The organism is Aeromonas sp. PrichA-15 (assembly GCF_017939245.1).
Taxonomy (GTDB): domain Bacteria; phylum Pseudomonadota; class Gammaproteobacteria; order Enterobacterales; family Aeromonadaceae; genus Aeromonas; species Aeromonas caviae.
In genome coordinates this window covers 25,589-46,210 of the sequence record NZ_JAGKRH010000058.1, presented here as the reverse complement: position 1 = coordinate 46,210, position 20,622 = coordinate 25,589, and the positions used below count along the sequence as shown (strand labels likewise).

The following is a 20,622-nucleotide window of genomic DNA, read 5'->3' as shown; positions in this document are numbered from 1 at the left end:
AACGCCCAGGTGGGCGAAATCCTGGCTGGCGTGAAGGTGATGAACAAGCTGATAGGGCTTGGTATGCCTGTTCGCCAGCCAGTGAATTGAGTGGTATCAACGGGTTGGGGAACGGCCATCCAGCGACGGATTTGATCAACAACGCCGTGAATCAGTGAAAAAGGAGCCGGCAAGGCTCCTTTTTTGTGATGGGCAGGTTGCTGAGCGAAGGCGGGGGAGTAGCCCTAGTTGTCGAAATTCCACTGTATGGGCAGCTCAAGATCGAAAACAAGCTGATCCCCGTCGAGGTGAAAGGCCACGCTGGTCTGGTGCTGGTCGTATTCGTCGATAAGGCGGCAGCTCTCGGAAAAGTTGGATTCGTAGCCAAGGCGGGCAGTGCCGCCGGTGCGAGCCTCGTCGAGTTCCACCCCCAGCACCCGCAGGGGATCCTTCTGGCTGAGCTTGACCCGGCTGTCACCCACATCCACCAGCCGCTCCAGCAGGGGGAAGAAGTCCTGCTTGTTGGCCTCGATGGCCTGGGCGATGGCTTGCTCCAGCTCGGTGGCGCTGGCAAGGGCGGGATCCAGCGTATAGCGGGTCTGGATACTTTCCTGAGTCATATAGTGCTCCTTGGGGCAATGAACCTGCGTCGGCCATCAGCACGGTAGGCGGTGAACAAGGTGTGCTGCGCCATTAAATGAGGTGGTGATTCATTCTGGTGGATAAAACCATCATAAAAAACCGATGAAGGCAGCATATTGCTTTTTGTCAGGCGGGAATGCGGCCATTGCGCACCAGGGCCCGGCGGATATTTTTGCACATCTTGCCGAAGCGGTTGAGCTCGTCGAAGCTGGGCGGGATGCCGCGATCGATCTGATATTGCCAGTAGCAGAGGTCCGTATCCACCAGCTCCATCAGCTTCTTGGGGCAGCCGATGCAGGTGTTGTCCGGCCCGCATTTGAAGGTATCCGGTTGATAGAGCGGAAATTCCGCCTTCACGGCGTCGATGATCTGCTGCATGGCGGTCATGCGGTCCGGCTTTCTGCTCACGGCTCGTTCCCCGGCGGCTTGTATGGGGGAGTCATTATATCCCTGACAAAATGTGGGCCAATGACGCTTAGGAGGTAGTCCGCCTTGCGTGCACGCCACCGCGCACCGGATCCTGCGCCTGCTTCCCCCTGGTGGCCTCTTCTGTCTGGCGCCGTTTCGGGTCATGATGAAAGCCCCGAACGAACCACTTTTTGACTGACCCCTCTGGAGGTGTGATGAGACCCTGTGCCCTGCTGTTGCTTTTTCCCCTGGTGTGCCAGGCCGAGGTCAGCCCGAGTGAACCCGTGCAGGAAGGTACCCTGGCCAATCAGCAGCTGATCCGGGATGCCATGGTGGGGGTCGCATCCTGGGTGGCCACCAAGGGGTGTGACGCGCCGGAGCGCTTCGTGCCCGTGGTGCTGCAACTTCCCGAGGGGGAGCCGGGCAGTCGCCACTGGCAGGAGCGCTGGACGGTGACGGGCTGTGGCAACGACTATCCCGTGGTGATCGATTTTCGGGAGACCGGGATGCAAAGCGCCATGTGGACCATTGCCCGATAGGGTCGGCGCCGCCATCTGCGAGCTGCAAAAATGACAACGCCCGGCAAGCCGGGCGTTGGAACAGAGTGAAGGGGAAAGCCCGTCATCAGAAGTCGTGGTAGAGGGGCCAGCCGAGCAGGGGGTGGCGGATCCCGGCGCGCATCTCCATGTTGTCGAGCTTCTCCGGCGAGGCGTCCTCTTTTTGCAACTGCTGGTACTGACGCACAAACCCCAGGGTATGCAGCAGGTTGGGCACAAAGCCAGGGCTCAGCTCCTGTCGCAGGGCGGCGGCCATGTCGGCGGGGAGCGCGCTAAGCATCAGGGTGAGCTGGGCGGCGAGGTAGTCGGTGTCGTACCAGCCCTCGTCGAGCTCAATCTCCCGCGCCAGCTTGCGCTTGAGATCCTGCTTCACCTTGAGGGGGGCTGCACCGCTGCCCTTGCCGCAGAGGATGCGGTAGAGCAGCGCCTCGGCCAGCTTGTCCTCCATGGTGGGGTGGTCGCTCTCACAGGCGAAGAAGTGCTGGTCGATGAGCGCCATCAGGCGGCTCTTGTTGTGCTCGGTCAGCGCCTTCTCGTACTCCTGCCACCCTTGCCACTCCTCCACATCGGGGGGGCTGGAGATCTTGTCCAGCAGGCGCGCATCCACGTCACCGTAGAGGCTGTTGCCAGCCTGCTTGGGGCTGACGGTGATGAGCATGGACCAGCCCTTCTGGAACGGCTTGATGGGGCCTTCCGGCGCCTGCAACAGGGCCAGTGCCTTGGCCGGATCCCGTTGGGAGAGCTCCTGCAGACCGAGGCTCACCACGCCGATGACGTCGTGGGCGGCCTGCTCCAGCAGGTGCATCTTGTACTTGTTGTAGTACTTGTCGGCGAATTTGAGGCTCATCAGCACCGCCTTGCCTTTGATGGCGGCGAGCTGCTGCTGACTCAAGAGTTCGTTGTCGCGGCCAAAGCGCAGCACCTGGGTCAGAAAGGGGCCCTGGTTGGCATCGCGAATGACTAACTGCATGAATGGGCTCCTTAATCCAGAAAGCTGAACATGTCGTCGACGTCGCCGTACTCGTCTTCCTCGACCTTGTTCTTCTCTTTGGCCTGCATCACCAGCTCGGCGGCAAACTTGTTGATGATGCCGTCCCAGGTGGAGTGCTCGTTGAGCAGCAGCGACTTGATGGATTTTTCCACCTCGGGGGCCAGCTCGCGAATGAGCATCAAGAGGCTGCGCGGGTCGTCCAGCGCATAGTCGTGGCTGTCTTCGGCCTGCTGGCGCTCGCTGTAGCGCAGGGACTCTTCGAGATCTTCCTCTTCGGCGTGCAGCACGTCGCGATAGCCCTCGTCCTCTTCATAGCGATCGCCGCGATAGAACTCGATAAAGGGGATGGCGAGGTAGAAGAGACCGGCCGGATCTTCGGCCACGCACTCGAGGATCTCCCGCTGCTTGGCTTCGCTCTCCTGGGTGCGGATCAAGTAGTTGAGGAAGTCGAAGGTGTGCTGTTGCAGCTCGTCGGCGTTGTTCTTGATCGCCTCTTCCCAGTAGAGGGGCTGCTGGCAGACTATGTCGCGGATCCGCTCCGGGGTCATCAGCTCGGAGATGATGGAGGGGAAGGAGATGTCGTGCTGGCCGTTGATCTGGGTCAGGGTAACGATATCAATGTTTTCAATCACTTCTGCCAGCTGGTCGTCAGACATGGTCTTGGCGATCAGCTCGAACTTCTCGCTGGCCTGCTTCGGCTCGATGACGGCCAGCTCTTTGATCTCGATGGCGGTAATTTCTATCAGACTGTTGCTCATGCCTTGCCCCAATTAGAAACGGACTTCGTCGTACATATCCTGATCGCCGTCGTCATCACCATAGCGGTCACTGCCGCCGTGGTAGTCGGCGTCGGCATCTTCCCCGTCTTCCTCTTCTTCGTCCCGCAGCTCGTAATCGTCATCAGCGCGGTGGCTGCCGCGGGGCAGCGGGTTGTCCAGCAGGAACAGCACGGCGCAGGCTTCCATCAGCTGATCTTCGCTCTGGGCCCGCACCGCCTTGACCAGCGGCAGGATGGCATTGTTGAAGCCGACACTCACCTTGAACTCGTCCCAAGAGGGCTGCTCGCCGCTGGCGAGCCACTTGTTCCACTGCGACTTGGCCTTGGGCGGGAACTGCACCCGGCCATAGAGGGCAAGCGGCAGGTATTCGGGCATGAACTCCAGCATGCTCATGTCGGCCAGCAGCAGGGCCTTCATCTTGTCGGTGAACTGCTCGAGCCCCTTGGGGTCGTCCTGATCCCGGTAGGATTCGATGTTCTCGCTGGCATCGCTTTGCAGGGCCTTGAGCCGTGCCTGGTCCCATTTTTTTTGCATAGTCGCTCTTCTTGCCTGGTGGCTCAGGGGTAGAACTGGTCCCACATCTCCTGCATGGCAGCAGCGGGATCGGTCACGATGACGTTGTTGAAATCCTTGATAAAGGCGGCCCGCTGTTTCGGATCGGACAGCACTTCATAGGCCTGCTTTACCTGGTGCAGCCGGGCGGCTGCCTGCTCTTTCTCTTCTTCGCTCGCCCCGTGCAGCTTGTCGGGGTGGTACTGGTTCGACAGCCGTCGATAGGCTTTTTTGATGTCGTTTTCACTGGCGTTGGACTTGACGCCCAACACCCGGAAGTAGTTGTTCATGACGGATCCTGCCTCACTGGCATGGTGGAATTCATCCTGTGTCGACCTGGTGGCGCAACGTCGGCAAACCAGGCTCGGCAAAAACCGGAGATTTTAACGGAAAGCCGGCGCCTCTGCCATGAAAGTGCGGTCTTTCTGTACGAAAAGAGCGGGCGGTGCGAGATGGCGGCGGGGCTACACTGGCAGAGGGGGGCGGCAGGCCCCGGCGTTGCCCGACCCCCTCTTGTCCGAACCATCCGGATTCTGCCGTCACAAGGAGTCATCGCCATGGTCAAGTCCGCGTTTTTCGTGCTCGCGCTGGCAGGCAGTGCCGCCTCTGCCAGCGACATATTGCCCGTCTCGCCGCTGATGGGGGATGTCACCAGGGCCCAGTTCATGGAGCGCGCCGCCCAGCGCTTCGCCTTGCAGGACAAAAACGGTGACGGCGTGCTGTCGGTTGCCGAGAAAGAGGCCAACCTGGCAAAGCTGGCTGGCGTGATGCAGCAGGCAGGCAAGCCGGTCCCGGAGCGGATGAGCCAGCTCAAGCCGTCGCGGGAGACCACCAGGGCCCAGTTCATGGCGCGGCAGGAGGCGCTCTTCTCTCGCCTGGACAAAAACGGTGACGGGGTGATCGGGGAGTCTGAGCGTCTCGACATCAAGGCCAATCTGGAGAAGCGGGCGATGGAGGCCGCCCAATAGGGCGGGTTGTCAGCCCTCTGATGAAAAAGAGCCCGGTAGCGATACCGGGCTCTTTGCATCTCTGGCATGAAGGGGACTACCAGCTTGCCCAGAGCAGCCGCAACCTGAGCCCCCAGGCGCTACTCCAGCCGGTGGTGCTGCTCACCAGAGCCCCATCCTTGATGACGAGGAAGGTTGGTGTCACCCCCACCTGCCAGCGGGCGGCCAGATCCCCGGACTCGTCGTTGTGGGTGGGGAAGGTCAGCCCCTTCTTCGCCATCCCGGCGCGCAACGGCTCATCGCTGCCGGAGCGCAGGGCCACCGTCAGCACATTTTCGCCCTCCTGCCAGAGCTGCTCCACCGTGGGAGTGGTGAAGCGGCACACCCCGCACCAGCTGGCCCAGTAGTAAACCAGCAGGGGCTTGCCGCGGCTCTGCTCGGCCAGAGTGGTGGTGGTGCCGTCCTGCAGGGTGAAGGGGGCCTCCATGGCCCCCGTCGGCAGGGTGGGGCTGCGCCACAGATCCACCAGGGTGGTGATGACGAGCGCCATCAGCAGCAGCCAGAGCGCCTCCTTGCCCCAGCGGCGCCAGCGGGGGGCCTTTATGCCTGCATCCTCGGCCATGGCTTAGCTCCGCTTGGCCAGCTCGGCTTTCACCAGCTGCTCCAGCTCGTCATAGGGAATGGCACCCGGTACCAGCTGGTTGCCGATAAGGGTCGCCGGGGTGCCTTGCACGCCGAGCAGGGTGCCGATGCGCAGGCTGTTGCGCAACTCTTCGGTGGCCTTGCCTGCGGGCTTGAGGGTCAGGTTGTCGGTGGCGGCCAGCGCCTTGTTGATGTCCGTCTCGGTCAGCATCCCCTGCTTGCTCATGAGCTTGTCGTGCAGGGGGAGGAAGCGGGCAGGATCCTGTTGCCACAGGGTCAGGCTGTACTGGGCTGCCTTGGCGGAGGTCTGCCCCTTGAACGGCAGCAACTTGATCACCAGCCCCAGATCGTCCGGATAGGCCGCGAGCAGCTTGGCGACCGCCGGGTCGAACTGCTTGCAGTAGGGGCAGTTGTAGTCGGTGAACAGCACCAGGGTCAGCTTGGGATGCTTGGCGCCGAGGCGCGGGCTGGTGGGGCTGTTGAACAGCACATCCTGGTTGCCCTTGATGAAGTCACCCATCTGGGCCTGCTGGGTCGCGGCGTTCTGTTTCTCCCAGGATTCGGCTGCCTCGTCGAGGATCCCGGGGTTGGCGATCAGGGTCTCGCGAATGAGCTCCTTGATGCGGGCCTCCTGCTCCGGGGTGAAGGGGGCGGCGTGCAGCGTGGGGGTGCCCGGGGTGGCGGCGACCAGGGCGGTGCAGAGGGTCAGGGTTCGCAGTCTCATGGCATTCTCCTTAGAAATGGGTGGCATCGGCCTGAACGAGGCCGGCCTTGTGCAAGCTGTCGAGCAAGTCGGCCTTGTCCAGCAGGGGAGAGAGGACCTCCCCTTCCGGCAGGCCGGGCCCGTAGATCTGGTTGAAGGGAACGGCGGCTGCGCCACGCTGGCGCAGGAAGGCGGAGATGGCATCGCTCGGCCGGCTCCAGTCGCCGCGAAGGGCCATCACGTCCGGGGCCGACAGGGCGCGCTGCACCTCGTCACGCAGCAGCACGTTGTATTTGTTGGCCTTGCAGGTGACGCACCAGTCGGCGGTGACATCCACGAAGACCCGCTTGTTCTGGGCCAGGGCGTCGGCGATGGCCTGTTCGGAGAGCGGCTGCCAGGCGATGCGATCGACGCTGCCACCCCCTTTCACCGTGAGGGCGCCCCCCAGCAGCAGGGCGCCGCCGATGAGTGCCGAGAGGGAGAGGGCCAGCGTGAAGCCGCGCAGGCCATAACGCCAGAGGATGCCCATCAGCAGCGCCAGCACCATGGCGGCCATCAGCCAGCCGGTGGCCGTGCTGCCCAGATGGTTGCCGAGCAGGCTCGCCAGCCAGAGGCTGGAGCCCAGCATCATCAGCCCGAGCAGGATGCGCAGTTGCCCCATCCAGCGCCCCGGTTTGGGCAGCCAGAGGGCGAGGCGCGGCAGGGCCGCCACCAGCAGCCAGGGCAGGCTCATGCCAATGCCGAGGGCCGTGAATATGAGCCAGAGCTGGCCGAGCGGCGCCGCCAGGGCAAAGGCCACCGCGGTGCCGAGGAAGGGGGCCGAGCAGGGGGTCGCGAGCAGGGTGGCGAAACTCCCTTGCAGGAAGTGGCCACCGAGCCCCTCGCCGCCGCGGGTGGCGAGGCGAGTGCTGAGACTGCTGGGCAACCTTATCTCGAACAAGCCCAGCAGGTTGGCGCAAAACAGCAGGGTGACCAGCACCATGAAGCCGATGAAACCGGCGCTCTGGAACTGGATCCCCCAGCCGACCGCCCCTTGTGTGGCGCGCAGCAGGCTGCTCATGGCCGCCAGCACCCAGAAGGAGGTGATTATCCCGGCGCTGGCGGCGAGGAACTGCTTGCGCACGCCTCCTTGTTCGCTCTCTTGCTGCTGCAGCACGGTGCCGAGTTTCAGAGCCAGCACCGGCAGCACGCAGGGCATCAGGTTGAGGATGAGACCGCCGAGCAGTGCTGCCCCCAGCAGCCAGAGAAGTGGCTGCTCCGGGGCCGGCAGGGCGAGGGGATCGGCGATGGTGGCGCGGGTCTGCCAGGCCTGCTCGCCGCTACCGAGCAGCAGGCCGAGGGATTGACCGCGCAAGTCTGGGGCATCCCCCTGCCAGCCATCGCTGACCGGCACCCGGGCAATCAGGGTGTTGCCGCTTACCTCGAGCGCGGGCTTGCCGAACTCGGCCCCCTCCAGCGCATCGAGGAAGAGCGCAGGCGCCTGCCACCCCTCGACCCGCTCGGCCCGCAGTTGCAGCTGGTTGTGCTGGTAGCCGAGCTCGACCCGGGTGTCGGCGGGCAGCGTCTGTGGCAGGGTGCTCATGGCCCGGGCCCAGGCGAAGTCGAAACCGGCCGGCGCCTGCCCATCCGCCGCCAGGGTGAAGGGGTAGTCGGTCAGGATGCAGACATTGCTGCAGGTGGAGAGGCGCAAGGTGCCCTTGAGCGGCTGCCCGGCCGGGTAGCCCAGGCTCAGGGGGAAGCGTACCTGCTCCTGATAGCCCTGGGTGTTGAGCCCGGCCACCTCGAAGGGGCGCGGCGTGGGCCAGTGCCACTGGAAGTCGCCGACCGGCTCATCCCACAGTATCTGGGGCGCTATGCCCCCTTCACCCGGGCTGTGCCAGTAGGTCTTCCAGCCTGACGCCAGCTGGACATCGAGCAGGATGCGGGTTTGATCCGGGACGCTGCGGTCGGCTTGCAGCCTGACCTTGGCGTGACTGTTCTGGGGGCGGGTGAGCCACCCCGTATCGCTGGTCAATCCGCTGGATTGCCACAGCAGGCTGCCCAGTAGCAGGGCCGCCTTGAAGAGATTCGACATGTGTTGGGTCTCGCAAAAAATGAGTGACAGCAGGCTGAAGAAGCGCGGCTGAACTCATTCCCGCCAGATGCAGAGGGTGAGGTGCAGTCGCCGCTCCGGCGGCGAGACATTGATGGGGGGAGGCAGTGCCGGCGCGCGCCGTGACAGGGGCACCAGCAGGGCAATCACGAAGGCGATGGCGAAGAAGAGTTGCTCCACGCACAGCAGACTGGCGGCGCTCAGCCACTTGCCGTTGAGCTGGCAGCTGTTGGGCTGCACACTGGCGGGCGTGCCCTTGTCAGCCTGGTCGTCGGCTGAGGCGAACTGGGGCAGGGTCTGGCAACTCACGGCGTGATCGAGCAGGGCGAGGGGGGCCAGCGGCTGGGCCGCGCAATTGAGCACCAGCAGGCAGACCAGCAGCAGGAGTCGTGTCGCCGCGCGTTGTTGCAAAATCATGCTCGCCCCGTTCATCAAGATGGCCACATCCTAGCGGGCAATGGCGGGTGGGGCAAGCCGGGGTGGTCGGTGACGTCCGGGGCTGGTCGGTTCTGTCTGGCGAACGCTTGTTCGCTAAAAGGGGGACCAGTATACTGCGCCGAGTCAAATTCCGAGGTGTTCGATGCTCAAACTTGCCCGTGTGCTGCTGCTGGCACTGCTGCTCGTCTTCTGGTTCCTGTTCGGCCTGTTGCTTTGTCTGGTGCGCCCGCGCCACCCGAACAATGTCTATGTCTTCGCCCGCATGTATCATGCTGTCTGCCCGCTGATCGGCCTCAAGGTCCGGGTGACGGTGGCCGACGAGGTCAAATCGGTGGGACCGGCGGTCTATGTCTGCAATCACCAGAGCAACTACGACATCTTCACCGTGACCGGTGCCGTGCAGCCCGGCGTGGTGGCGGTGGGCAAGAAGAGCCTGCTGTGGCTCCCCTTCTTCGGTCTCATCTTCTGGCTCTCCGGCAACGTGCTGATCGACCGCTCCAACCGCTCCCGCGCCATCGGCACCATCGGCCAGGTGGTGAATCGCATCAAGCATCGCGGCACCTCCATCTGGATGTTCCCGGAGGGGACCCGCTCCCAGGGGCGTGGTCTGCTGCCGTTCAAGGCGGGGGCCTTCCACACTGCCGTCCAGGCCGAGGTGCCCGTGGTGCCCATCGTCTGCTCCAGCTACTTCGGTCAGGTCGATCTCAACCGCTGGGACAACGGCGAGGTGCTGCTGGAGGTGATGGCCCCGGTGTGCAGCAAGGAGCACGGCGCCGCCGGCATCCGCGAGCTCTCCGACACCTGCCGGGAGAAGATGGAAGCCAAGCTGGCGGAGCTGGATGGCAAGCTCGGCCATCGGCCGGCGGCCTGAGCCCGGTTGCAGAGAAGAGAGGGAGCCGCTGGCTCCCTTTTTTATTGGTGAAAATCACCATCTTGTTGGTTTTTTTCACCACGTTGTATCCAATGGACATCCATCGTTAACTTTCATCTAATTGTAAATAAAGGAAAAAATATTCTGGCACGGCTCTTGTAATGTCATGGGAAGAGAGTGACACCCCATCAACAAGGAGCCAGACCATGAGCGTATTCAGCCGCCTGACCGACGTGATCAATGCCAACCTGCACAGCCTGCTCGACAAGAGCGAAGAGCCGGAGAAGATGCTGCGGCTGATGATCGAGGAGATGGAGCAGGTCCAGGTCGAGATGAGAACCCAGGCCGCCCGCATCATCGCCGAACAGAAACAGTTGGAGCGCCATCAGCAGGCGCTGCGCAACCAGATCCAGGAGTGGGCAGCCAAGGCCGAACTCGCCATCCAGAAGGGCCGCGAAGATCTGGCCCGTGCCGCCCTCACCGAGAAGCTGGCGGAGATGAAGCAGTGCGAGCGGCTGGAAGAGGACAAGGCGCGGGTGGCCGAAGTGCTGGCCCAGCTCACCGCCGACAGCGAGCGACTGGCGGCCAAGCTGACCGAGGCGCGGGAGAAGCAGAAGATGCTGACCCTGCGCGAGCAGACCGCCCACAGCCGCATCCGCGCCCGTGCCCAGGTGGACAACCAGCGCATGCACGAGCTGGTGGCCCGCTTCGACGGCTTCCAGAACCGGGTCGATCAGCTGGAGGCCCAGCTGGAGGCGGCGACCCTGGGGCAGAATCCGTCCCTCGAGGCCCAGTTCCGCGAGCTGGAGCTGAACGACGAGATTGAGCGGGAGCTGGCCCGGCTCAAGGGTCAGAAGGTGGAGGCATAACATGACACCCTGGCCCAAGGATCTCGCCCATCGCAAGCTGACCGGGGTCTGCGCCGGTCTTGCCAGAGGGCTGGGGGTGTCCAGAGTGACGGTGCGGGTGGTGGCCCTGCTCGCCCTGATCCTGATGCCGCCGCTGGCCCTGGCGCTCTATCTGGTGGGGGGGCTCGTCATGCCTCCCCGCCGTGAACTTCAACGCTGGCTGGGGTGATCTCCGGATCGCTCCGTCGGCAAGTGCAAGCCCGTGAGGAGCACAACATGCTGGAATTTATCGTCTTGATCCTGGTGCTGATCGGCATGGCGCTGACCGGATTCACCGTGCTGGCCATGCTGCTGGTGAGCGGGGTCTTCGTGCTGTTTGGCGCCCTGGCCGGCATGTTTGCCCTCATCATCAAGCTGGCGCCCTGGTTGCTGGTGGTGCTGGTGGTGTGCTGGCTCCTCAGCAACAGGCGCAAGCAGTCGAACACCTACCGTTAAGCCTCCCTGATTTCGCATCCTTCCTTGGCCACTGCTTGCAGTGGCCCTTTTTATGGGGGCGACACAGGGTCGGTGTGCGGGGTGGCAAGCCAGGAAAGGCTCCAGCCGTGCCACAACGCCGGCTCGTGCACCAGGCGCTCCTTGAACGCCTTGCTCTGCTGCTTGAGGCGGTACTCGAGGCGCAGCGCCTCGCGTTTGCCGGGGACCTCCTGCTGCCATACCAGGGAGAGGGGGCCCTTGCCGCGCAGGGCTCTGGCCCCCTTGCCGTTCTGGTGCTGACGCAGTCGCCGCTCGGGATCCGTGCTGATCCCCGCATAGAGTGCCCCGGTGCCGGTGCGCACCAGATAGACAAACCAGCGGGAGGGAGTGGTGGTGGCGAGAGTCACGAGGTACGCCACCTGGCCCGCTGGCGCCCAAGCCGGTGCAGGGGCAGCAGGCTCACCAGCAGGCCGGCCCAGACGAAGGTAAAGCCCACGGATTTCACCGGATCCGGGATCTCGCCAAACCAGAAGAGGGCGAGCAGGAAGGCGAGGCTCGGCTCTATGTATTGCAACAGCCCCACCGTGCTCATGGGCGTGCGCGCCACCGCATAGCAGAAAAGCCCCACCGGCAGCAGGGTGGCGGGGGCACTGCCCATCAGCAGCAGGCGCTCGGTCCAGTCACCGGCCATAAACTGGCTGGTGCCCTGCAAGGTCAGCCAGACGATGATGAGAAGGGCGACGGGCAACTGCACCAGGGACTCCAGATAGAGGCTGGTACCGGCGTCCAGTCTCACCTTCTTCTTGATGAGGCCGTAGAGGGCGAAGTTGGCCCCCATCACGAGGGAGAACCAGGGCAGCTGGCCGTAGGAGAAGAGCATGTAGGCGAGCCCCGCCAGGGCGAGCGCCACCGCCAGGTGTTTTTGCGGGGTGAGCTTCTCTTTGAGGAAGAGCACCGCAAAGGCGATGTTGAAGAGCGGGGTCATGAAGAAGGCGAGGCTGGTGGCCAGCACCTGGCCTGTGGTCAGGCACCAGGTGAACATGCACCAGCTGATGGACATCACTGGGCCCGCCAGCAGCACGAGGCCGAGCTGCCGGGGATCGCCGCGCAGGGCCGCCCAGGGCACCCGATGGCCGAGCAGCAGAAAGAGGCCTCCCAGCAGCACCACGGACCAGAGCACCCGGTGGGAGAGCAGTTCCCACATGTTGACCTCGGGCATGAACTGGTAATAGAGGGGCAGCATGCCCCACAGCACGAATGAGAGGGCCGCGCTGCCGGTGCCCATCCAGTTCTTCATCTCTCTCCGTTTATTAAACTAAACAATGGCGGCTGCATGATAAGTATCCGCCGCCACTTTCACAAGCGGGAGCGGGGAGAAAACTCTGGTACTATCGGGTCCATGAACCGACTCGATATCCTGTTTGAACAGATCCGGGCCTGCCGCCTGTGCGAGGCCCACCTGCCGCTCGGCCCAAGGCCGGTGATCCGCGGCAACGAGCGCGCCCGTCTGCTCATCATCGGCCAGGCCCCCGGCACCCGGGTACACGCCAGCGGCATCCCCTGGGACGACCCCTCCGGCGATCGGCTGCGCCAGTGGCTCGGGGTGGACAAGAGCGTCTTCTACGACGAATCCCGCATCGCCATCATGCCCATGGGGCTCTGTTACCCGGGCCGGGGCAAGTCGGGGGATCTGCCCCCAAGGCCGGAGTGCGCCCCCACCTGGCACGACAAGGTGCTGATGCTGTTGCCCAACATCGAGCTGACCCTGCTGATCGGCCAGTATGCACAGGCTTACTACCTGCGGGAGGCGGCGAAAGGGTCGCTGACCGAGACGGTGCGACACTGGGCGGACTATGGCCCGGCCTGGTTGCCGCTGCCGCACCCGTCACCGCGCAACACCCTCTGGCTCAGGAAGAATCCCTGGTTCGAGCAGGCCGTGATCCCCCATCTGCAGCAGAGGGTCGCCCCCCTGCTTGACCCGGCAGGCTAGAGCGCCGGCTCGGCCTGCGGCTTGGGCTTGCTGCGGGCCATGGCGACCAGCGGCAGTATGATGCACAGGCACCCCAGCAGCAGCGGCAGCCCCGGCTGCTCGTCAAACAGCCAGACCCCGATGGCGACTGCCATCAGCAGCCCGGTGTACTCCGCCGAGGCGATCTTGCTCGCCTCCGCCTTGCGATAGGCCATCACGCACAGCCCCGCATAGACCATGATGAGCGCCGAGGAGCCGAAGGCGGGCCACCACATCTGCCACTGCCAGTCGCCCCCTTCCCACCAGGCCAGCGCCAGGATGAAGGGCATGCTCAGCACATTGGTGAAGAACAGGGTCTGGGCGATGGGCTGCTGGAGCGGGATCCGCTTGATCAGCAGATTGTTGACCGCCAGGGAGAGCGCCACCCCCAGGGCCGCAAGGGCGGCCCAGTTCACCTCGGTGGGGCGCAGCACGATCAGCACCCCGACAAAGCCGATGAAGGCGGTCAGCACCTTCTGGCGCGAGATTGCTTCCCCCGCCAGCCACACCGCCAGCGGCACCATCATCAGCGGCGCCGCATAGAAGAGGGCGTTGGCGGTGGCGAGCGGCAACCGGGTGAGGGCGATCACCATCAGGCAGACGCCGACGGCCCAGATATGGGCTCGCAGCAGGTGCCACTTGAGCGCCACCGGCGGGTTGCGACGCCATGACCAGAGCAGCCAGGGGGCCAGCAGGATGGCGGCGGAGAGCTGGCGGAAGAAGACGAACTGGAACACCGGCTGGTCCGGCTCCAGCACCTTGACCAGGGCGTCGGAAAAGACCGCCACCATATTGCCCAGCACCAGATAAAGGATGCCGATCCCCACTGCATTCATACCACCTCCCATGTTTGATGAGGGAAGGGTAGCCCGCGTGCCGTTATCCAGTAAAATGATAAAAAGTCACCATGCATGAGAATTTTGGATAATGAAGCTGCCCCCCCTGCGTGCCGTTCAATACTTCGAAGTGGTTGCCCGTCTGCTGAGCTTTTCCCGCGCGGCCCTGGAGCTCAACGTCAGCCAGAGCGCGGTGAGCCACCAGATCCGCCTGCTGGAGGATTTCCTCGGGGAGCGGCTGCTACTGCGTCAGGGGCGACTGCTCTCCCTGACGCCCCAGGGGGAGACCTATTTCGAGGGGATCTCCGCCGGGCTGGTCCAGATAGCCCAGAGCAGCGAGCAGTTGCGCGGCGGCGGCGAGATGCGGGTGCGGCTAGCTGTCTACAGCTCCTTTGCGGTGAAGTGGCTGATCCCCCGCCTGGCCGGGCTGCGCCAGCTCCATCCCGAGCTGGATCTCAGTCTGGAGATGGTGGCGGAAGACCCCGAGCTCTCCGACAGGGTGGCGGACGGCTTCATCACCGTCTCCCCCGAGGGGCCCGGGTACCTGCACGATCTGCTCTATCGGGAGCGGCTGATGCCCGTCTGCAGCCGGCGCCTGTGGCAGCAGGTGGAGGGGGAGTGGCCCGCGACCCTGTGGCAGTTGCCGCTGCTCTCCATCCAGGCGATCTACAAGGAGAAGGGAGAGGACTGGCGGCGCTGGGCCGAGGTGGGGGGCCTGACCATTCCCCCCGAGGCGAGGGTGCACCATTTCAGCCATATCCTGCTGGCGCTGGAGGCGGCGAACTGGGACCAGGGGATGGCGCTCATCAACGACTACATGCTGCAGCCGGAGGACCCTCGCCTGGTGCGGCTGCCGTTGCACGCCCTCGAGACCGGCGACAACTTCTATTTCGTCTGCAAGCGCTCGCGCGCCCATGAACCCGCCATCAGCCGGCTGCGCCAGTGGCTGTGGCAGGAGTCGCAGGCGAGCCTGAGGCCCGGGGAAAACGAGCCCCTCAGGCGCGTCTGAACCGACTTGGTACGAAGAGGCTGGCGGCGCAGACCACGACGGACTGGCCTGGATTGCGGGGGCTGATGGCGCTGGCGAGACCAGCGCCATCGATCTTCACGTTCGCTTGAACTGGCTCAGTACAAACAAGGTGGTGGCGCAAACCACCACAGATGGACCCGCCGGGGTGTCCTGATACCAGGAGAGGGTCAGCCCGCCGAGTACGGCGAGGCAGCCGATGAGGGCCGCAAAACCGGCCATCTGCTCCGGGGTCTGGCTGAAGCGGCGGGCGGTGGCGGCGGGGATGATCAGCAGGGAGGTGATGATGAGCGCGCCGACGAACTTCATCGCCACGGCGATCACCAATCCGATCAACAGCATCAGCACGCAGCGCAGCACCTCGACCCGCACCCCCTCTACCCGCGCCAACTCTTCCGAGATGGTCATGGAGAGCAGGGGATCCCAGAGCCGCCACAGGGTGAGCAGCACCAGGGCGCCGCCGCCGTAGATCCAGAGCAGATCCATGGGCTGTACCGAGAGCAGGTCGCCGAACAGGTAGGCCATCAGATCCACCCGCACGTTGTCCATGAAGCTCAGGGTCACCAGGCCGAGCGACAGGGCGCTGTGGGCCAGGATGCCGAGCAGGGTGTCGGTGGCCACCTGCTGGTTGCGGCTCATGATCACCAGCAGCATGGCCATGGCGAGGCAGCAGACCACCACCGCCAGGGTGAGGTCCACCTGCAGCAGGATGCCGAGCGCTATGCCGAACAGGCAGGCGTGGGAGAGGGTGTCGCCAAAATAGGCCATCTTGCGCCACACCACGAAGCTGCCGAGGGGGCCGGCCAGCAGGGCGATGCCGAGGCCGGCCGCGAGGGCGTATAACAGAAAGCTGTCCACGTGAAGATCCTAGTTGTTGCGAGAGGGCAGGCGGATGACGGGAGCCTGCGGTTCATGATGATGGTGTTCGCCATCGCAGTGGTGATGGTGGGTATAGACCGCCAGCACCTCCCGCTCCGGCCGCCCGAACAGGCGGGCAAATTCCGGGTGGCGGGCCACGCTCTGTGGCTCGCCGTGGCAGCAGACGTGGCGATTGAGGCAGATCACCTCGTGAGTGCTGGCCATCACCAGGTGCAGATCGTGGGAGACCATCAGCACGGCGCAGTGGAACTCGGCGGCCAGCTGGCTGATGAGGGCATAGAGCTCGATCTGGCCCGTGATATCTACCCCTTGCACCGGTTCGTCCAGCACCAGCAGCTCGGGTTTGACCAGCAGGGCGCGGGCCAGCAGCACCCGCTGCATCTCGCCACCGGAGAGCTTTTGCATCCGGTTGTCCAGCAGATCCTGGGCACCGACCCGATTGAGCGCCTCCTCGATGGAGAGGCGGCTGTTCTTGCCAAGTTGCAGGAAGCGGCGCACCGTCAGGGGGAGGGTGGGGTCCAGATAGAGGCGCTGGGGTACATAGCCGACCCGTAGATCGCGGCGGCGAACGATGTCCCCCGAATCTGGGCTGAGCAAGCCCAGCACCAGCTTGCTCAGGGTGCTCTTGCCCGCCCCGTTGGGGCCGACCAGGGTGGTGATTTTGCCTTTGTTCAGGGTAAAGGAGACCTTGTCGAGCACGAGTCGTCCGTCAAATGAGAGACAGACCTCTTTCAGCTCCACCAGTTGGGTCATGACAGCTCCGGGGTTTACAGCCTGTGAGAGTTATAATATAACAGCGACGTTGGTTTGTTATATTATCACACACACACACCCTGACGAGACCTCTATGCGAATTCTTGCTCTGATCACTGCCCTGATGGCGGTGAGTCTGCCTGTCCGTGCCCTCGAGGTGCTGACCACCATCAAACCCCTGGGCTTCATCGCGGCGGCGATCACCGATGGCGTGAGCGAGCCCGGGGTGCTGCTGCCCACCGGCGCGTCGCCCCACGATTTTTCCCTGCGCCCTTCCGATATTCGCAGCATCAACGAGGCCGATCTGGTTGTGTGGGTCGGTCCCGAGCTGGAAGGCTTCATGGCCAAACCCCTTGCCCGGCATCCTCATGTATTGACCCTGACCCAGGTTCCCGGCATGCCGCTGTACAACTATGCGACCCAGGGCGAGCATGACGAGCATCACCATGATGACAAGGATCATGACCATGCCGCCCACGACCACGGCGCGCACGACGAGAGCCATGAAGGGCACCACCACGAAGGGGTGGATCCCCACATCTGGCTGGGTCCAACCCAGGCCAAGGTGATTGCCAAGGCGATCGCGACCGAACTGGGCAAGCTGGATCCTGCCAACCAGGCGCGCTATGCCGCCAATCTCGCGGCCTTCGAGGGCAAGGTTGACGCCCTGGACAAGGTGATCGCCGTGCAGATGAAGGCGGTGGATCAGAAGGGCTACTTCGTGTTCCACGAAGCCTATGGATACTGGGAGCGCCACTACGGCATGAGCTCCAAGGGACACTTCACCGTGAGCCCGGAGCGTCGCCCGGGAGCCAAGACGCTGATTGACATCCGCAAGGCGCTGGAAGAGAAAAAGGCGAGCTGCATCTACGCCGAGCCGCAGTTCTCCCCGGCAGTGATCGAGTCGGTCGCCCGCAATACCGGGGCCAAGGTGCTGCTGCTGGACGAAGTCGGCGAGCAGGTGCCGCTCGGTCCGGACGGTTATCCGCAATTCATGCAGCAGTTGGCGGACGCCTTCGCCCAGTGCCGCTAAGCCTTGCCCAACATTGACGATAGAGGCGACGCGGCCAACTATACTGACCTCCAGCATCTGATATGGAGTGTCAGTCATGAAATGGTTGCTCGTCTCTGCCTGCACGCTGACCCTGCTGGGATCCGGCATACAGGCATCCGGTCTTTCCGAACACATCGCCAGCCCGGAACTCAGGGCAAAAATGCAGGCGGTCTATGGCGCGAGAGCGATCCAGCGGTCCGAGGCCTTCTCTCGTCTGCTGACGCCAAGGGCCGGAACGACGGACCAGCAGAAGCTGGAGCTGGTGAACAACTACTTCAACAACCTGACCTACAGCGAGGATCCCAGACTGTGGGGGGATGATGATTATTGGGCCAATCCGCTGGAGTTCATCGGGGCGAGAGGTGGGGATTGCGAGGACTACAGCATCGCCAAGTACTACACCCTGATGGAGCTGGGGGTCGACGAGAAGAAGCTGCGGCTGGCCTATGTGAAGGCAATTCGTTACAACCAGTTCCACATGGTGACGTTGTACTTCCCGACCATCAAGTCAGATCCCCTGGTGCTGGACAACATCAATGGCCGCATCCTGCCGGGGAGCAAGCGCAATGATCTGCAGCCGGTTTACAGTTTCGATGCCAAAAGCATCTGGATCATGAAATCCCGCCGCGAGGGAACCCTGGCGGGGAGTGCCGATCGCCTGGCCCAGTGGACCTCGATGCAGAGCCGGTTCTCCAGCGAGCATCTGCGCTCCCCCCGTCGCCAGCTATAACTTGCCCGCCGCCTTCAACTCCTCGAAATATTTTCCCGCGCCCGGATGCTGTTCGACACTCAGCACCGGGCCTATTTTGTTGCGCGCCTTGTGAAACAGGTTCGCATAGCCATAGGTCTGTTCGTTGAAACTGGTTTGCTGGCTCAGCATGGCCCGGGTCAGCCGATAGACCTCGTCATCGGGAGTGGCGGCATTGGTCACCAGGGTGGCGGCGATGGCGAAGGTGGGGGTTGCCTTGAGGTTGCCCGGGTAGATGCGTGCCGGCACCTGGCTGCGCTGGTAATACCTGACCCCTTTGAGCAGCTGGTCCCTTACGGGCCCCTCGATCGCCAGGAAGCGCACGGCGCAGCGCTTGGCGGTGTCCAGCACGATGCGGTTGGGATGACCCATGACAAGGCCATAGGCATCGATCTGTTTATTGCACAACGCTTCGGAGAGATTGGCGACGCTCTTCAAATCGAGATCCTGCTCCTTTGCGCCCAGAACATTGAACAGGGCCAATGCCGTTTGACGAGTCCCTGAACTCTTCAGGCCCATGTCGATGGGGGCCAGCTTGAGCTGCTCCAGGGTGGTGATATCCCCATCGGCTCGCACCACTATGGTGAAAGGTTCGGCGTGGGTGGCAAAGAGCGCCCTCAGCTCGGGTTGTGGCTGGGCAGCGAAAGGCCCGGTGCCCTGGCTGGCCTGATAGAGCCAGTCGGACTGGACGAGCGCATAGGGTACCTCTCCCGTTTTCAGCTGGCGGAGATTTTCGATGGACCCGGAGCTGGCCTGTAGTTTGCAGGGCATCGTGGGGTCACTTTTTTTGGCCAGTCTGCAGAACTCCTTGATGACCTGGTAATAGATGCCTTGCTCCCCCCCTGTGCCTATGGTCATGGTGGTCGCGTGCAGGGTCGGTTGCCACAGCAGGGCGAGCAGCAGCAGCGGGATCCTCATGATGCATTCTCCTGAGTGGCATAACCATCGATGCCCCAACTGCGCAGCATGTCCACATCGCTTACGTCGCCGGCTTCCGCCAGCAAGGTGTAGCCGGAAGCATGGAGGCATTGGGAGAGCAGGTTCCAATAAAGGGGGGACTGGGTGAGCTGGCAACTGATGAAGACGGGTCTGATGGGGTCGAGCCTGGCCAGATTGTCGTTGTTCATCGGGATGTTGCTGAATGCCAGCTCAATCCCCTGGGACTGGAGTGCGGTCAGTCGTTCCTCGGCCAGGGGGGGGAAGATCGCCAGATCCCAGCGCCAGTCCAGCGTCTTGCCACGAGCGCTGGTCAGCACGGGGGCAAACTGCGCCCAGTCTGGGTGGCCGAGCAGGCTGAGAGGCAGCTGGAGCCCTTCCGCCTTCTGGGTCAGCCAGTTGTTGAGCAGCCCCCGAATTTCATCCGGCGAACTGTCCGTGGTGGGGGGGTGCTTGGGTAGCAGGCGGCTGTAGAGCCTGATACTCCCCTGAGTGGAGAAGAAATGCTGCTGATAGGTGTTGCCATCGGTGTCGACCAGCCCAACGAGCTTCTGGTGGGTCGGGAGAGCGTCGTGCTTGCCAAGCTGGGTGATCTTGAGCCGCTGTTGCAGCAGGTCCCGCTTGCGTTCAGAGACCAGCTGGTTGATGGAGACAACGACTTCCTGCAATTCGCGAAGCCACGGGGTTGGCAGGTTGCCGCTGAACTGGCGTTTGCGGATCCGGGCCAGTTGCAGACTGATCTGTTCGAGGGGGCGCAGCAGGCGGCGGCACACCCAGGTGATCACCAGGCTGAACACCAGCAGGCCGGCGAGCAGCGCAAGTCCGGTACGACTGATGGCGTTCCACAGATGCTGGTAGGCGTAACCCTTGTGTCCCTCGAGCGTGAGGGTACCGAGAATGCGCCAGCCGTCGGTCAACTCCTGCTCAATCTTGACCGGTGGCATGTCGATAACTGAGGGGAGCCAGCCTGGAACATTTTGCTGTGCGGTGTGGAACACCTTCTGGAACAGCACCTGGCCATCCGGATCCAGCAGAACGACGGAGTTGACGAAGCCTCCGTCGAACATGGCGTTCACTATGGTCTCGGCAAGGACCTTGTCATCTTTGAGCAGAGTGCCCTGCAGCACCAGCCCCAGTGCGGTGATGGCGGTTTCAAGGTTGGCCGACATCTGGTCGAGAATAGACTGTCGTACCGTCGTGATCTCCAGCACGAGCAGCAGCGCGGCGCCGATGGTGAAGAGGATTAGGATGATTACATTTAACAATTTTGCCAATGACATACCCACTCCATGGAGATGTTTTTGCAACATTTTCTGGGCCGGAGAGCACCACAACCGGACTTGGTTCTTAAAAATAGAAAAAAATGGCTGAAAATGACGATCATTTCTGCCCATGCTGGAAGGTTATGCATAAAATGTGAGTTTCGTGCATGGAGCTATGAACTTTTTGTAAGTATTT

The 20,622-nt window shown here is 63.1% G+C and carries 27 protein-coding genes; 10 read left to right on the top strand and 17 right to left on the bottom strand.

Annotation, left to right across the window (positions count from 1 at the left end; genetic code table 11):
* Positions 1 to 224: 224 nt before the first annotated feature.
* Both J9889_RS09895 and J9889_RS09890 read right to left on the bottom strand, forming a co-directional pair.
* On the bottom strand, positions 225 to 599 hold the full coding sequence (locus tag J9889_RS09895) for a hypothetical protein (protein ID WP_210556563.1): 375 nt from the start codon (positions 597 to 599) through the stop codon (positions 225 to 227).
* Positions 600 to 747: 148 nt separating this feature from the next.
* Positions 748 to 999: a hypothetical protein gene (locus tag J9889_RS09890; RefSeq protein ID WP_039039818.1), complete on the bottom strand. Its 252-nt coding sequence runs from the start codon at positions 997 to 999 to the stop codon at positions 748 to 750.
* Positions 1,000 to 1,244: 245 nt separating this feature from the next.
* Here J9889_RS09890 and J9889_RS09885 point away from each other — a divergent pair, with 245 nt between their 5' ends.
* Entirely contained in the window at positions 1,245 to 1,568 is a 324-nt protein-coding gene (locus J9889_RS09885; RefSeq protein WP_103858499.1) for a hypothetical protein, read from the top strand.
* A gap of 85 nt (positions 1,569 to 1,653) precedes the next feature.
* On the opposite strand, the gene J9889_RS09880 is transcribed toward J9889_RS09885, so the two are convergent.
* From J9889_RS09880 to J9889_RS09865, 4 genes are read right to left on the bottom strand one after another with little or no spacing between them, the layout of a single operon-like run.
* On the bottom strand, positions 1,654 to 2,556 hold the full coding sequence (locus tag J9889_RS09880; RefSeq protein ID WP_210556561.1) for a hypothetical protein: 903 nt from the start codon (positions 2,554 to 2,556) through the stop codon (positions 1,654 to 1,656).
* A gap of 11 nt (positions 2,557 to 2,567) precedes the next feature.
* Positions 2,568 to 3,335 (bottom strand): hypothetical protein, encoded by a 768-nt coding sequence (locus tag J9889_RS09875; protein WP_210556559.1) that lies wholly within the window; start codon positions 3,333 to 3,335, stop codon positions 2,568 to 2,570.
* Positions 3,336 to 3,347: 12 nt separating this feature from the next.
* Positions 3,348 to 3,890, bottom strand: coding sequence for a hypothetical protein (locus tag J9889_RS09870; RefSeq protein WP_042864495.1), 543 nt, complete (start codon positions 3,888 to 3,890; stop codon positions 3,348 to 3,350).
* A 23-nt stretch (positions 3,891 to 3,913) separates the two neighbouring features.
* Complete coding sequence (locus tag J9889_RS09865; protein WP_024943298.1) at positions 3,914 to 4,198, bottom strand: DnaJ domain-containing protein; 285 nt, start codon at positions 4,196 to 4,198, stop codon at positions 3,914 to 3,916.
* Between the two features lie 267 nt (positions 4,199 to 4,465).
* Here J9889_RS09865 and J9889_RS09860 point away from each other — a divergent pair, with 267 nt between their 5' ends.
* On the top strand, positions 4,466 to 4,876 hold the full coding sequence (locus tag J9889_RS09860; protein WP_041212307.1) for an EF-hand domain-containing protein: 411 nt from the start codon (positions 4,466 to 4,468) through the stop codon (positions 4,874 to 4,876).
* A 76-nt stretch (positions 4,877 to 4,952) separates the two neighbouring features.
* Here the strand turns inward: J9889_RS09860 and J9889_RS09855 are convergent, their stop codons facing one another.
* Genes J9889_RS09855 through J9889_RS09840 form a run of 4 tightly spaced genes read right to left on the bottom strand, consistent with a single transcriptional unit; the run spans position 4,953 to position 8,709 of the window.
* Positions 4,953 to 5,477, bottom strand: coding sequence for a protein disulfide oxidoreductase (locus J9889_RS09855; RefSeq protein WP_210556557.1), 525 nt, complete (start codon positions 5,475 to 5,477; stop codon positions 4,953 to 4,955).
* 3 nt (positions 5,478 to 5,480) lie between these two features.
* On the bottom strand, positions 5,481 to 6,221 hold the full coding sequence (locus J9889_RS09850; protein WP_210556555.1) for a DsbA family protein: 741 nt from the start codon (positions 6,219 to 6,221) through the stop codon (positions 5,481 to 5,483).
* 10 nt (positions 6,222 to 6,231) lie between these two features.
* A complete protein-coding gene (locus J9889_RS09845; protein WP_210556553.1) occupies positions 6,232 to 8,274 on the bottom strand; it encodes a protein-disulfide reductase DsbD domain-containing protein in 2,043 nt (680 codons plus the stop codon).
* A 54-nt stretch (positions 8,275 to 8,328) separates the two neighbouring features.
* Entirely contained in the window at positions 8,329 to 8,709 is a 381-nt protein-coding gene (locus tag J9889_RS09840) for a hypothetical protein (RefSeq protein ID WP_210556551.1), read from the bottom strand.
* Between the two features lie 163 nt (positions 8,710 to 8,872).
* Between J9889_RS09840 and J9889_RS09835 the strand changes: the two genes are divergently transcribed.
* The 4 genes from J9889_RS09835 to pspG all read left to right on the top strand — a co-directional run bounded on the left by J9889_RS09835 (position 8,873) and on the right by pspG (position 10,944).
* Positions 8,873 to 9,601 carry a 1-acylglycerol-3-phosphate O-acyltransferase gene (locus tag J9889_RS09835; RefSeq protein ID WP_210556549.1) on the top strand — a complete coding sequence of 243 codons (729 nt, stop codon included), beginning with the start codon at positions 8,873 to 8,875 and terminating at the stop codon, positions 9,599 to 9,601.
* A gap of 206 nt (positions 9,602 to 9,807) precedes the next feature.
* Positions 9,808 to 10,470 carry a phage shock protein PspA gene (pspA, locus tag J9889_RS09830; RefSeq protein ID WP_042864494.1) on the top strand — a complete coding sequence of 221 codons (663 nt, stop codon included), beginning with the start codon at positions 9,808 to 9,810 and terminating at the stop codon, positions 10,468 to 10,470.
* A gap of 1 nt (position 10,471) precedes the next feature.
* The gene (locus J9889_RS09825) at positions 10,472 to 10,678 is read left to right on the top strand and encodes a PspC domain-containing protein (RefSeq protein ID WP_128272301.1); all 207 of its coding nucleotides are present in this window, start codon (positions 10,472 to 10,474) and stop codon (positions 10,676 to 10,678) included.
* 47 nt (positions 10,679 to 10,725) lie between these two features.
* Entirely contained in the window at positions 10,726 to 10,944 is a 219-nt protein-coding gene (gene pspG / locus J9889_RS09820; RefSeq protein ID WP_010672797.1) for an envelope stress response protein PspG, read from the top strand.
* Between the two features lie 50 nt (positions 10,945 to 10,994).
* Here pspG and J9889_RS09815 read toward each other — a convergent pair whose 3' ends face one another.
* Entirely contained in the window at positions 10,995 to 11,330 is a 336-nt protein-coding gene (locus J9889_RS09815) for a GIY-YIG nuclease family protein (RefSeq protein WP_202016060.1), read from the bottom strand.
* The gene (rarD, locus tag J9889_RS09810; protein WP_210556547.1) at positions 11,327 to 12,220 is read right to left on the bottom strand and encodes an EamA family transporter RarD; all 894 of its coding nucleotides are present in this window, start codon (positions 12,218 to 12,220) and stop codon (positions 11,327 to 11,329) included. Before rarD ends, J9889_RS09815 begins: the two co-directional genes overlap by 4 nt.
* Positions 12,221 to 12,322: 102 nt before the next feature.
* Here rarD and J9889_RS09805 point away from each other — a divergent pair, with 102 nt between their 5' ends.
* Positions 12,323 to 12,913, top strand: a complete 591-nt coding sequence (locus J9889_RS09805; protein ID WP_103858504.1) for a uracil-DNA glycosylase family protein — start codon at positions 12,323 to 12,325, stop codon at positions 12,911 to 12,913.
* Here J9889_RS09805 and J9889_RS09800 read toward each other — a convergent pair.
* A complete protein-coding gene (locus J9889_RS09800; protein ID WP_103858505.1) occupies positions 12,910 to 13,767 on the bottom strand; it encodes a DMT family transporter in 858 nt (285 codons plus the stop codon). The genes J9889_RS09805 and J9889_RS09800 overlap by 4 nt on opposite strands.
* 91 nt (positions 13,768 to 13,858) lie before the next feature.
* Here J9889_RS09800 and J9889_RS09795 point away from each other — a divergent pair, with 91 nt between their 5' ends.
* Positions 13,859 to 14,776: a LysR substrate-binding domain-containing protein gene (locus J9889_RS09795; protein WP_042079379.1), complete on the top strand. Its 918-nt coding sequence runs from the start codon at positions 13,859 to 13,861 to the stop codon at positions 14,774 to 14,776.
* Between the two features lie 96 nt (positions 14,777 to 14,872).
* Here the strand turns inward: J9889_RS09795 and znuB are convergent, their stop codons facing one another.
* Together znuB and znuC are read right to left on the bottom strand one after the other, a co-directional pair.
* Positions 14,873 to 15,652: a zinc ABC transporter permease subunit ZnuB gene (gene znuB / locus J9889_RS09790; RefSeq protein WP_103858506.1), complete on the bottom strand. Its 780-nt coding sequence runs from the start codon at positions 15,650 to 15,652 to the stop codon at positions 14,873 to 14,875.
* Positions 15,653 to 15,661: 9 nt separating this feature from the next.
* Positions 15,662 to 16,426: a zinc ABC transporter ATP-binding protein ZnuC gene (gene znuC, locus J9889_RS09785; protein ID WP_039039733.1), complete on the bottom strand. Its 765-nt coding sequence runs from the start codon at positions 16,424 to 16,426 to the stop codon at positions 15,662 to 15,664.
* Positions 16,427 to 16,520: 94 nt separating this feature from the next.
* On the opposite strand from znuC, the gene znuA reads away from it, so the two are divergent.
* Positions 16,521 to 17,459, top strand: a complete 939-nt coding sequence (gene znuA, locus J9889_RS09780) for a zinc ABC transporter substrate-binding protein ZnuA (protein ID WP_103858507.1) — start codon at positions 16,521 to 16,523, stop codon at positions 17,457 to 17,459.
* A 76-nt stretch (positions 17,460 to 17,535) separates the two neighbouring features.
* Complete coding sequence (locus J9889_RS09775) at positions 17,536 to 18,210, top strand: transglutaminase-like cysteine peptidase (RefSeq protein WP_041212317.1); 675 nt, start codon at positions 17,536 to 17,538, stop codon at positions 18,208 to 18,210.
* On the opposite strand, the gene J9889_RS09770 is transcribed toward J9889_RS09775, so the two are convergent.
* The gene (locus tag J9889_RS09770; RefSeq protein WP_042014953.1) at positions 18,205 to 19,146 is read right to left on the bottom strand and encodes a TAXI family TRAP transporter solute-binding subunit; all 942 of its coding nucleotides are present in this window, start codon (positions 19,144 to 19,146) and stop codon (positions 18,205 to 18,207) included. The two genes, J9889_RS09775 and J9889_RS09770, sit on opposite strands and share 6 nt — an antisense overlap.
* Positions 19,143 to 20,444, bottom strand: coding sequence for a LapD/MoxY N-terminal periplasmic domain-containing protein (locus J9889_RS09765; RefSeq protein ID WP_103858509.1), 1,302 nt, complete (start codon positions 20,442 to 20,444; stop codon positions 19,143 to 19,145). The genes J9889_RS09770 and J9889_RS09765 overlap by 4 nt, the downstream gene beginning before the upstream one ends.
* Between the last annotated feature and the right edge of the window lie 178 nt (positions 20,445 to 20,622).